Annotated in this window: 6 protein-coding genes and 1 pseudogene; 2 read left to right on the top strand and 5 right to left on the bottom strand. The window is 71.0% G+C overall.

The window, feature by feature from the left end:
• From ACWGI8_RS28235 to ACWGI8_RS28215, 5 genes are all read right to left on the bottom strand, one after another.
• Window positions 1–557, bottom strand: a 557-nt coding sequence (locus ACWGI8_RS28235) for a biotin carboxylase N-terminal domain-containing protein (protein ID WP_453665088.1), incomplete at its 3' end; no start/stop codon positions are given.
• A 139-nt stretch (window positions 558–696) separates the two neighbouring features.
• Complete coding sequence (locus tag ACWGI8_RS28230) at window positions 697–978, bottom strand: acyl-CoA carboxylase subunit epsilon (RefSeq protein ID WP_453665086.1); 282 nt, start codon at window positions 976–978, stop codon at window positions 697–699.
• Complete coding sequence (locus ACWGI8_RS28225; protein ID WP_453665084.1) at window positions 975–2,555, bottom strand: acyl-CoA carboxylase subunit beta; 1,581 nt, start codon at window positions 2,553–2,555, stop codon at window positions 975–977. The genes ACWGI8_RS28230 and ACWGI8_RS28225 overlap by 4 nt, the downstream gene beginning before the upstream one ends.
• 1 nt (window position 2,556) lies before the next feature.
• Window positions 2,557–4,377 carry a fatty acyl-AMP ligase gene (locus ACWGI8_RS28220; protein WP_453665082.1) on the bottom strand — a complete coding sequence of 607 codons (1,821 nt, stop codon included), beginning with the start codon at window positions 4,375–4,377 and terminating at the stop codon, window positions 2,557–2,559.
• A gap of 70 nt (window positions 4,378–4,447) precedes the next feature.
• Window positions 4,448–6,136 carry a flavin monoamine oxidase family protein gene (locus ACWGI8_RS28215; RefSeq protein WP_453665080.1) on the bottom strand — a complete coding sequence of 563 codons (1,689 nt, stop codon included), beginning with the start codon at window positions 6,134–6,136 and terminating at the stop codon, window positions 4,448–4,450.
• 537 nt (window positions 6,137–6,673) lie between these two features.
• Between ACWGI8_RS28215 and ACWGI8_RS28210 the strand changes: the two genes are divergently transcribed.
• The gene (locus ACWGI8_RS28210) at window positions 6,674–7,648 is read left to right on the top strand and encodes an ACP S-malonyltransferase (RefSeq protein WP_453665078.1); all 975 of its coding nucleotides are present in this window, start codon (window positions 6,674–6,676) and stop codon (window positions 7,646–7,648) included.
• 293 nt (window positions 7,649–7,941) lie between these two features.
• A pseudogene (locus tag ACWGI8_RS28205) lies at window positions 7,942–12,018 on the top strand (type I polyketide synthase); the annotation flags it as partial.

Genomic DNA, 12,018 nt, shown 5'->3' with positions numbered 1-12,018 from the left:
TCGCGGACCGCCGAGTCGTACAGCTCCGGCACTTCCTCCAGGGTGCGGGCGACCTTCAGGCCGCGGCCGCCGCCGCCGAAGGCGGCCTTGATGGCGATGGGCAGGCCGTGCTCCTTGGCGAACGCGACGACCTCGTCGGCGCCGGAGACGGGGTCGGGGGTGCCGGCGACGAGCGGGGCGCCGGCGCGCTGGGCGATGTGGCGGGCGGCGACCTTGTCGCCGAGGTCGCGGATCGCGGCGGGCGGCGGGCCGATCCAGGTGAGGCCGGCGTCGATGACGGCCTGGGCGAAGTCGGCGTTCTCGGAGAGGAAGCCGTATCCGGGGTGGATGGCGTCGGCGCCGGAGTCGGCCGCGGCCTGCAGGACCTTGGCCATGTCGAGATAGCTGGCTGCCGGGGTGTCACCGCCCAGGGCGAACGCCTCGTCGGCCGCGCGGACGTGCAGAGCGTCACGGTCCGGATCGGCGTAGACGGCTACGCTCGCGATCCCGGCGTCCCGGCATGCACGGGCAACGCGGACAGCGATCTCGCCTCGGTTGGCGATGAGCACCTTGCGCACGATGGCTTTCCCTCGTCCTTCTCGTCAGCCGACGGGGGTGTTTCCCGCCGGCGGGGCGCCCTTCGCCCCTTACTCCGACCCGCGCGGGCCGGTCCGTCTCGTTCGATCCGGCGCGCACCGTCCCACGCGGTGCGGCCGGTCACATCCGGCCGCTGGAGCGCCACGCGCCGGGGCCGCGGCCCGTCGGGAAGCGGGTCATCCGCGTCGCGGGCGCGGCCCAACGGCGCACCGGCCGGGAAGCCTCGCCGCCCTCCGGCGCGGCGGCCGCCGCCGACGCCAGGCAGGCCAGCAGCGCAACGACGGCGGCGACCTCCTCGTCGGTCGCCTGCCCCCGCACCACCCGGAACTCGCCGTACCCGGGCGGCCCGGCCACGTCCGCCGCCAGGCCGCCCGCGGGGCTCACTGCACGCACAGCGCTCACAGCGGGATGTTCCCGTGCTTGCGCGGCAGCCGCGTGGAGCGTTTGCCGCGCAGTTTCTCCAGGGCGGACGCCACCGCGAGCCGCGTCTCCCTCGGCATGATCACCGCGTCGACGTAGCCGCGTTCGGCCGCGGTGTACGGGTTGCACAGGGCGCGGTCGTACTCGTCGCGCAGCCGGGCGCGTTCGGCCTCAGGGTCGGCGGCCTGCCGGATGGCGTTCCGGTGCAGCACGTCCACCGCACCCTCGCCGCCCATGACGGCGATCTCCGCGGTCGGCCACGCCAGGTTGAGGTCGACACCCAGGTGCTTGGAGCCCATGACGCCGTAGCCGCCGCCGTACGCCTTGCGGGTGATGACGGTGACCATCGGCACCGACGCCTCCGCGTACGCGTACAGCAGCTTCGCGCCGCGGCGGATGATGCCGCCGTGCTCCTGGTCGAGCCCCGGCAGGAAGCCCGGCACGTCCACGAAGGTCAGCACCGGCACGTGGAAGGCGTCGCACATCCGCACGAAGCGGGCGGCCTTCTCGCTGGCGTCGATGTCCAGCACGCCCGCGGAGACCTGCGGCTGGTTGGCGACGACGCCGACGCTGTGGCCGTCGACCCGGCCGAAGCCGCACACGATGCTCGGCGCGAACAGCGGCTGCACCTCCAACAGGTCACCGTCGTCGAGCACCGTCCGCACCACCCGCGTCATGTCGTACGGCTGGTTGGCGCTGTCCGGAATGAGGGTGTCCAGCTCCTCGTCGAGCGCGGTGATGCGGCTCTCGACGGTGTGCTCGTAGACGGGCGGGTCCTCCATGTTGTTCGACGGCAAGTGGGAGAGGAGCTGCCGTACGTACTCGAAGGCATCCTTCTCGTCCTGCGCCAGGTAGTGCGCGTTGCCCGAGATGGTGTTGTGCGCGCGGGCGCCGCCCAGCTGGTCCCGGTCGACGGTCTGGCCCGTCACCGACTTCAGCACCTCGGGCCCGGTCACGAACATGTGCGAGATGTCGTCGACCATCACCACGAAGTCGGTGAGCGCGGGCGCGTACACCGCGCCGCCCGCGCACGGACCCAGCAGCAGCGAGACCTGCGGGATCACGCCGGAGCCGTCGACGTGCCGCTTGACCAGCTCCGCGTAGTAGCCGAGCGAGACCACACCCTCCTGGATGCGGGCACCCCCGCCGTCGTTGAGGCCGATGACGGGGCAGCCCGTGCTGAGCGCCAGATCCATCAGCTTGTGCAGCTTCTTGCCCGACGCCTCACCGAGGCTACCGCCGAAAACGGTGAAGTCCTGCGCGAACACGCACACCTTACGGCCGTCGATCAGCCCGTAACCGGTGATCACGCCGTCCCCGACCGGTCGCCGCTCGTACATGCCGAACTCGTGGCTGCGGTGCCGGGTCAGCGTGTCGAGCTCCACGAACGTCCCCGGGTCCAGCAGCGCCTCGACGCGTTCGCGCGCCGTCAGCTTGCCCCGCTCGTGCTGCCGCCGCGCCGCGGCCGAGTCGGCGTGCGCCGCCAGCTCGGCACGCCGCCGCTCCAGCCCGGCCAGCCGCTCAGCCGTGGTCTCCTTGCCGTGGATATCGGTCCCCATCTCACGCGCTCCGTTCCGCAGCGCCGACGGCCGCCTTCAACTCGCCCTCGACGTACCGCGTGCGGCACAGCCGCCGTTGCACCTTGCCGCTCGTCGTGCGCGGCAGCACACCGCGCCGCACCAGCACCACCTCGTCCGGCTCCAGCCCGTTGCGGTCCCGCACCGCCTGTCGGATCAGCTCCCGGACCACTTCCGGCTGGAGGGTGCGCAGCACCCGCCCGTCGGCCTCCACCACCAGCACCAGCCGCTCGCTCTCCCCGCTGTCCACGGAGAACGCGGCGGCGCAGTTGGTGTGCAGGCCCACCACCGCCGACTCGGCGGACAGCTCGAGGTCCTGCGGGTAGTGGTTGCGGCCCTTGCGGATGATGACGTCCTTGAGCCGGCCCGTGACGTACAGTTCGCCGTCGAGCAGGAACCCAAGGTCGCCGGTGCGCAAGTAGGCTGCCGAGTCGCTCTCGCCGTCGATCCGGGCGCCGAAGGTCTCCTCGGTCGCCTGGGGGCGGCCCAGGTACCCGGCAGCCACGCACGGCCCGTTCAGCCAGATCTCGCCCACCTCGCCGGGCGCGCACGCCGTACGCGTCATCGGGTCCACGGTCCGCAGCCGCGTGCCGGACACCGTCACGCCCGAGCTCACCAGCGGCTGCGCCCCCTCCGGACCCTCCACATCGTCCGGGCCGGGACTGCCGACCCGCTCCACCCGGCCGGCCAGCAGCGCCGCCGAGTCCACCCACAGCACCCGGGGCCGGGTGTGCCAGTCGCCGCCGCTCGCCTTCAGCGTGTTCTCCGCCAGCCCGTACCCGGGACACATCGCCTCCGGGGCGAACCCGGCGTCGGCGAACGCCTCGGTGAAGGCCCTCACCGTCCGCCAGCGGACCGGCTCCGCCCCGTTCGCGGCCACCCGCCACGCCGACAGATCGAGCCCGTCCGCCACCTTGCCCTCGGCCAGCGCCTGCACACACAGCTCGTACGCGAAGTTCGGCGCCGCCGCGTGCGTGCCCCGGAACCGCGACAGGGCCTCCAGCCAGCGGCCCGGGCGGCGGATGAACGCGTCGGGCGCCATCAGATACGCCGGCAGGCCCGAGCACAGTGGCAGCATGATCCCGAACAGCATGCCCATGTCGTGGAAGAGCGGCAGCCACGAGACCACCGCGCCGTCCGAGGGCGAGGGCCACAGCTCCTCGGTCTCGGCGACGTTGCTGAGGAAGTTGTGGTGGGTGATCACCACGCCCTTCGGGTCACCCGTCGAACCGGAGGTGTACTGCAACAGTGCCACGTCGTCCGGGCCGGGCAGGTCCGTCCAGCCGGCGCCCACACCGTCCGGCGTCAGGTCCGTGGCGACGAGAGTCAGCCCGGCCAGCTCCGGCCCGGCCCCGAACCGCCCCTCCAGATCGCGCTTGACCGCCTCCGTCGTCAGCACGACCGCCGCCCCTGCGTCGTCGGCGATCTGCCGCAGCCTGGCCACGCCGCGTTGCCGCGTCGGCACGTGCACCGGAGCGGCGGCCACCCGCGCGATCATGCAGCCCAGCAGGGAACGGACGAACTCCAGGCCCGACGGGTACGCCAGCACCACCCGGTCGCCCGGGCCGAGCCCGGCGCCGGCCAGCGCCGCCGCCCGGTCCAGTGCCGCCGCCCGCAGCTGCCCGTAGGTGAGGGACCCCTCGGGCTCCTCGCCGTCCCGCAGGAACACGAACGCTGTCTCGTCCGGGTCCTTCTCGCTGCGCAGCAGCAGCGCCTCCGGGACCGTGGTGACGACACCCGGCGACGAGTCCCGCAGCGGCGTTGGGCCGGCCGCGGGTATCGGGTGTGTGGTCTGCGTGGTCATGGTCGGCATACCTCGTTCCGTGAGGGGGTTCTGAGGACGAACAGGGACGGTGCGGATCCGGACACCCGGGTCAGATGTCGGACAGCTCGACCGGTGCCAATGCGTGGAAGAGGTCCCCCGGCCCGGGGTTGCCGGGCGCTGAGGCGCCGCCGAGGTGGTTGACCACGCCCCACACGGCGTTCAGCGCCGTGGTGACGGCTCCCTCCGCGAAGCCCGCGGTCCACGACACGTCGTCGCCGCACAGGAACAGCCCCCGCTGTCCGGGCGCGAGGCCGTTCTGCATGAAGTGGGTGAACAGCCGCCGCTGGTACCGGTAGTGGCCCGGCAGGTTCGACTTGAAAGCGCCCATGAAGTGCGGCTCGGTCTCCCACGTGACGGTCACCGGATCACCGACGATGTGCGAGGCGATGTCCACGCCGGGGTAGATCTCGCCGAGCCGGGCCAGCAGCACCCGCAGCCGCTCATCGGGCCCGAGCGTCGCCATCTTCAGCGAGTCGTCGTTCCAGGTGTACGACAGGCACATCACGCCCGGCCGGTCGGGACCGTCGTCGAACAGGTACACCCCGCGGGCGAGCCGGTCGGTGAGCGTCATACCCATCACCTCCCGGCCGCTGGCCGGGTCCACGTCCCGCCAGAACGGCCGGTCCGTCAGCACGAACAGCTTCGAGGCGCCCATGTAGTGCGTGCGCTCCACGGCCGTCCAGTGCTCGGCGGGCAGCAGACCGGGGGACGTGGTGACCCGGTTCAGCAGCGTCCACACGTGCGGGGTGTAGACCACCACCGGATACCGGCGCCGGCCACCGCCGCTGTCCTCGACGACGAAGCCGCCGCCGTCGCCCAGCGGACCCGCTCCGCCCCCGTCGTCCGGCAGCAGCGCCGTCACCGCGGGCAGCGGCGTACCGTCGTGCAGGGACTCCAGCGACGTACCGACCGGCCAGTGAGCGAGGTCCCGGGGGCGGTGCGACCACAGGCCCCGCGGCAGCTGCTCGGCGCCCCCGGCGAGCGACACCTGATGGGCGTCCGCCTCGGTGACGACGACCCGCAGGATCTCCAGCACGGAGTTGGGGAAGTCCGTGTCCCAGCCGCCGGTGCCGAAACCGACCTGCCCGAAGACCTCCCGGTGCCGGAAGGAGCGGAACGCCGGGCTGGTCGCCAGGAAGCCGTAGAAGGACTGGTCGTCGAAGTCCGTCACCAGCCGGTTCCACACCGTCTTCAGCATCGCCGTGTCGTGCTGCTGGAGCGCGGTCCGCAGCGTCGACAGCCCGGCACGCTCCTGCAAGGTCTTCTCCCAGGCCTCGGAGACCTCCTTGAAGACGCGGGGCAGGTCCTCCTCCGTGTACGCCCACTCCCGCCGGCCGTTCAGATCGATGAGCGTGCCCGGAGTGGCGGGCGCCAGCGGGTTGGGGAACGGGCGGGTGGCCAGGCTCAGCATTCCGATGTAGTGGAACAGCGCCCGAGCGGAGAGGGGGAAGCGCATCGCACCCATGTCCGCGACGTAGTCGGGGTTCGCGGGGAACGGCACCGAACGCATCCGGCCGCCGAGCCGCCCGGCCTCGTACAGCACCGGCCGCAGTCCCAGCCGCATCAGCTCGTACGCCGCCGTCAGCCCCGCCATCCCGCCGCCGACCACGGCGACCTCGGTGCCCCAGCGCGCGGCCGGCACCGCACCCAGGCCGGCCGGATGGCGCAGCCAACGGTCGTAGGGGAAGGGAAAGTCCGGCACGAGCATGGTCACGGGAGCCGGGCTGGCTGACGTCATGTGCAAAACCCCTCGGGCCGCGTCGGCGGTGTGGGCGCGACAGCAGGGAAATGCTGGTATCTCTCCGAGAAGGCGCCCGGTAGATTTCGTGAGTTCCTGAACCCCCAACGTGGTTCGTGAACTCCAACGTGTGCGCACCCGCAGTCATCGACCGGTGATTGCATTCCCGACTGCGGGCTACGTGCGTCGGCGACAAGACGCTATTTTCGGCGGCCCGGAGCAACAACCCCTATCCACCCTGGTTCGGTGAATACGGGTACCGGGAGGGGAGACCGCTCGATACCGACAGGAGATGTTACTGGAAAGTATGCCCAGTTGGGGGCCGACTGTCATCCCCCCGACGGCGAGAGGGAACGCGAACCTCCCAGGCGGCCGGTCCGCCACGGAATACGGGTGGGTCTAGGGGGCCTATGGGGTGGTGGCTGGTGCGGTGTGTCCCATACCTTCGCTCAGGCTGGCCGCCAATTGACGTTAGGTAAAACGGGGATGGAAGAGAAGACGGCAGTCCACGAGAAGACGGCAGTAATCTTCCCAGGAATGGGACCGTCAAGCTTCTCCGCTGTCGGTAAGTTCACGGTGCTCGACCCCTATGTGCGGCGCCTGCTGCCCGTCGCGGAGAAAGCGCTCGGATACTCCCTGCTCGACCGTTTCTACGCCGCCGACGACGACTACTCCGAGTACACCCAGGTCGTCTTCCTGCTGAACTCCCTCGCACTCGCCCAGCGCGCGGAGGACCAACTGGGCATGCGGGCCGACCTGATCGCCGGCCCCAGCTTCGGACACAAGGCCGCAACCGTCTGGTCCGGCTCCCTCGACCTGCCCGATGCCGTCCGCCTCACCGCCGAACTCGCCCGCTGCGAGCAGCAGTACTTTGCCATCGAGTTCTCCGACGTCGTCACCCACACCGTCGTCCGCGTCCCCGACGACGCCCTGCGGGAACACCTCGACAGCCTCACCGCCCAGGGCCACTGGTACGACATCTCCGGTCACCTCGACCGCGGCTTCTACCTCATCTCCCTCCGCGAACACCTGCTGGAGGGCCTCAAGAAGGCGGTCAGTGCCATGGGCGGCTACTCGATGGCCACCATGCGCCCGCCGGTGCACGCAGCAGCCTTCGACGGGCTGCGCCGCAAGGCCGAGGAGGAGGTCCTCTCCCGCTACGACATCCGGGCACCCCGCACCACCGTCATCGCCGACCAGGACGGCAGCGTCGTGGACACGGCTGACGCCATGCGCCGCATGCTGCTGGACACCTTCGACCGGGCCATCGACTGGCCTGCCGTCACCGACTCCCTGGTCCGGCACGGCGTCCGCACGGTGTGGATCACCGGCCCGGAGAACCTCTTCCGCCGTGTCCAGTGCACCGTACGGAACTTCCGGGTCGTCTCCGTCGATCCCAAGAGCGCGCTCCGCGCGATCCTCCGTCCCGCAGGGCAGTCCGCCGCACGGCAGTCCGCCGCAGGGCAGTCCGCCGCAGGGCAGTCCGCACCGCAGGTGGAAGCCTCCGTATGAACCACCGGCAGGGACCACGTGCCGGGCACCTCTGTCCCCTTTCCCGGGGTGCCCGGCACTTGGAGCGCAGGGGTGGTTAGGGGTGTGGCTGGGCTTTGACCCCGTCCTAGGCTCCAGAGCGGCCCGCCCGACGGCCGTCGGACCGCTGCATTGCCCCCTCAGGAAACCGGGCCCGGATCCGGGCCCGGACCCCTTCTTGGACCCCTTCTTGGATCCCTTCTTGGATCCCTTCTTCGAATCAGTCAGTACTCATGGTCGGCAGAGTTGTGGAGCGAGCGATGGCAGGTCAGTCCGGGAATGTCCGTTCACAGGCGGACGGTTCACAGACCGATGAGGCCCCCGGCACCTCCGGCCGGGAAAGGGAACGGGAACGACTGGCGGCCCTGCGCGGACCCGAGTTGCTGCGCACCCTGCTGGAGCTCGTCACCGCGCTGACCGCCGACGTACTGCGTGACGTCGACCGCGCCGACCGCGCGGCAGCCAGTACTGGTGACGCCGCGCTCCCCGACGACGGCGACGCCCTCGGCGAAGCGCCCGCCACCGTCCCGACCGACCGCTCCTTCGTCGAGCTCGGCTTCCACTCCCTCGCCGCCGTCGACTTCCACCGCAGGCTCACCGCGGCCACCGGACTCGACCTCCCCATCACCCTCCCCTTCGACCACCCCACTCCCCGCAACGTCGCCCTTCACCTACGCGACCTGCTCCAGGCCGACACCGAAGGGACCGGCGCCGCCGCGACCGCCGTCCGCGACGAGGAGGACCGGCCCCTGGCCGCCGACGACGAACCCATCGCCATCGTCGGCATGGGCTGTCGACTGCCCGGCGACGTCACCACCCCCCAGGAGCTGTGGCAGCTGCTCACCGAGGGCCGCGACGCCATCTCGGACTTCCCCGACAACCGCGGCTGGGACCTCGACAACCTCTACTCACCCGACCCCGACGAGGCAGGGAAGAGCTACACCCGTCAGGGCGGGTTCCTCCACGACGCCGGCGACTTCGACCCCGACTTCTTCGGCATCTCGCCACGCGAAGCCCTCGGCATGGACCCCCAGCAGCGCCTCCTCCTGGAGACCGCCTGGGAGGCCATGGAATCCGCCGGCATCGACGCCACCGCCCTGCGCGGCAGCCGTACCGGCGTGTTCGTCGGCATCGAGAACCAGGAGTACGGCCCCCGCCTCCAGGACGCCGCCGACGGACTCGAGGGCTACCTGCTGACTGGCAACGCCGCCAGCGTCGCCTCCGGCCGCCTCGCCTACACCTTCGCTCTCGAAGGCCCCACCGTCAGCGTCGACACCGCCTGCTCGGGCTCCCTCGTCGCCCTCCACCTCGCCGTCCAGTCGCTGCGCCAGGGCGAGTGCGGCATGGCGCTGGCGGGCGGCGCGGCCGTGATGTCCAGCCCCGGCGGCTTCCTCGCCTTCAGCCGCCAGCGCGGCCTGGCCGAGGACGGCCGCTGCAAGGCGTTCGCCGCCTCCGCCGACGGAACCGGCTGGGCCGAGGGAGCCGGCGTCCTGCTGCTGGAACGCCTCTCCGACGCCGAACGCAACGGTCACCAGGTTCTCGCGGTCGTCCGTGGCTCCGCCATCAACTCCGACGGAGCGAGTAATGGTCTGACGGCGCCGAATGGTCCGTCGCAGCAGCGGGTGATCCGGCAGGCGTTGGCGAATGCGGGTCTGTCGGCTCGTGATGTGGATGTGGTGGAGGCGCACGGGACGGGTACGCGTCTGGGTGATCCGATCGAGGCGCAGGCGCTGCTGGCCACCTATGGCCAGGACCGTCCGGCTGACCAGCCGTTGTGGCTGGGGTCGATCAAGTCGAACATGGGCCACACCCAGGCGGCTGCCGGCGTGGCCGGCATCATCAAGATGGCGCTGGCCATGCGGCACGGTGTGCTGCCGCGCACCCTCCACGTGGACGACCCCACCCCCTTCGTCAACTGGTCGGCGGGTGCGGTGTCGCTGCTGACGGAGGAGCGGGACTGGCCGGAGGCTGAGGGGCGTCCGCGTCGGGCGGCGGTCTCGTCGTTCGGCATGAGCGGGACGAATGCGCATGTGGTGCTGGAGCAGGCGCCGGTTGTTGAGCCGGAGGTTGAGGAGTCGGCGCCGACGGCGACTGCCGGGGGGATGGTGCCGTGGGTGGTCTCCGCCCGGAGTGAGGCGGGTCTGCGATCTCAGGCGGAGCGGCTGGTGTCGTTCCTTGGGGAGCGGCCTGAGCTGTCGCCGGTTGATGTGGGCTACTCGCTGGCGTTGTCGCGTGCCCGGTTCGAGCACAGGGCCGTGGTGCGGGGTACCGATCGATCGGTTCTGTTGGAGGGGTTGCGGGCGTTGGCGGCGGGTGAGCCGTCGGGGTCTGTGGTCTCCGGTGCGGTTCCTGCCGGCGGCGTGGGTCGTTCGGCGTTCCTGTTCACGGGGCAGGGGAGTCAGCGGGCTGGGATGGGGCGGGAGCTGTATGCGTCCTTCCCGGTGTTCGCGGCTGCCTTCGACGAGGTGTGCGCGCACCTCGACCTCCATCTGGATCTGGAGGGCTCGCTCAGGGATCTGGTGTTCTCGGATGCGGGTGAGGGTGCGGGGCTGCTGGATGAGACGGGTTATACGCAGGTGGCGTTGTTTGCGCTTGAGGTGGCGTTGTTCCGTCTGGTCGAGTCCTGGGGTGTTGCACCGGACTTTGTGATCGGTCATTCGGTTGGTGAGATCGCTGCTGCGCATGTGGCGGGGGTGTTCTCGCTGGAGGATGCTGCGGCTTTGGTTGCGGCGCGTGGCCGGTTGATGCAGGCGTTGCCGGGTGGTGGGGCGATGGCTGCTGTCGAGGCGACGGAGGCCGAGGTCGTCGAGTGGCTGGCCGGCCGTGAGGACCGGGTGTCGATCGCGGCGGTCAACGGACCCACCTCGGTGGTGGTCTCCGGTGATGAGGCGGTGGTGGATGAGGCGGTGGTGTTCTGGCAGGAGCAGGGTCGCCGCACGCGGCGTCTGCGGGTCAGCCATGCGTTCCACTCGCCGCTGATGGACGCGATGCTGGACGACTTCCGCTGGTACGCCCGCGTCATGACGTTCCACGCGCCGCGCATTCCCGTGGTGTCGAACGTGACGGGTCGGCCGGCGTCGGCGGAGGAGCTGTGCGACCCCGAGTACTGGGTGCGCCATGTGCGTGGTGCGGTGCGGTTCGCGGACGGCATGGCCTGCCTGGTCGAGGAGGGAGTGCGGTCCTTCCTGGAGCTGGGTCCGGACGGCGTGCTGTCGGGTATGGGGCAGGGCTGCCTGCCCGAAAACGTGGACGCTGTGTTCGCCCCCGTCCTGCGGAGGGACCGCGCGGAGGCGGACACGCTGACCACTGCGGTGAGTGCGGTGCACACGCGCGGCGTGGAGTTGGACTGGGAGGGGGTGTTCGCCGGGCGTGGCGGGCGTCGGGTGGACCTGCCGACGTACGCCTTCCAGCGTCGACGGTACTGGCTGGAGACGGCGAGCTCCGGCGCCGGCGACGTCACCTCGTTCGGCCTGGCCGCCGCGGAGCACCCGTTGCTCGGTGCGGCGGTCTCGTTGCCGGACTCCGCGGGCGTGGTGCTGACGGGACGGCTGTCGCTCCAGTCGCATCCGTGGCTGGCCGAGTGCGCGGTGCTGGGCTCCGTGGTGCTGCCCGGGTCCGCGCTGGTGGAGCTGGCCATCCAGGCCGGAGACCAGGTCGGAAGCTCGACGCTTGAGGACTTGGCCCTCGAGACGCCGCTGGTCATCCCGGAGCGCGGCCGTGTGACGCTGCGCGTCACCGTCGGCGCCTCGGATGAGGCGGGTCGTCGTCGGGTCGCCGTCTACTCACGGCCGGCCGACCGGGCGGAGGACGAGGCCTGGACGCAGCACGCGAAGGGTGTGCTGACTGGTGCTCTGCCTGAGGCGGGGTTCGATCTGTCGGTGTGGCCGCCGCGGGGTGCGGTGACGGTGGATGTGGCTGGGTTGTACTCGGATTTTGAGGCGGCTGGTCTGTCCTATGGGCCCTTGTTCCAGGGTGTGCGTGCGGCTTGGCGGCTGGGGGATGAGGTCTTTGCCGAGGTGACCCTGCCTGAGGGTGTCACGGGAGAGGGGTTCGGTCTGCATCCGGTGCTGCTGGATGCGGCGGTGCAGGTCGCGTCGGTCGGTGGCTTCGTTTCGGGCACGTCTGGCGTTGGTGGTGGGGCGCGGCTGCCGTTTGCGTGGAGTGGGGTGAACCTCTATGCCACTGGTGCGTCTGCCCTGCGAGTTCGCCTCGCTCCGGCGGGCACGGATGCGTTCTCGCTCGCCGTCGCTGATGCCGTGGGTGTGCCTGTTGCGGAGGTTGAGTCGGTGGTCTTCCGGCAGGTGTCGGAGGAGTTGTTGGCGGTTGGTCGGGGTGGTGTGGGTGATGCGTTG

The organism is Streptomyces sp. NPDC054841 (genome assembly GCF_053611045.1).
The sequence above is the reverse complement of the archived record's forward strand: the minus strand, read 5'-3'. Positions and strand labels throughout refer to the sequence as shown.

Bases quoted from the DNA above. Each gene is read 5' to 3' on its own strand.
- ACWGI8_RS28225 (WP_453665084.1), bottom strand. From the start codon at position 2,555: ATGGGGACCGATATCCACGGCAAGGAGACCACGGCTGAGCGGCTGGCC.
- ACWGI8_RS28220 (WP_453665082.1), bottom strand. From the start codon at position 4,377: ATGACCACGCAGACCACACACCCGATACCCGCGGCCGGCCCAACGCCG.
- ACWGI8_RS28215 (WP_453665080.1), bottom strand. From the start codon at position 6,136: ATGACGTCAGCCAGCCCGGCTCCCGTGACCATGCTCGTGCCGGACTTT.
- ACWGI8_RS28210 (WP_453665078.1), top strand. From the start codon at position 6,674: ATGGGACCGTCAAGCTTCTCCGCTGTCGGTAAGTTCACGGTGCTCGAC.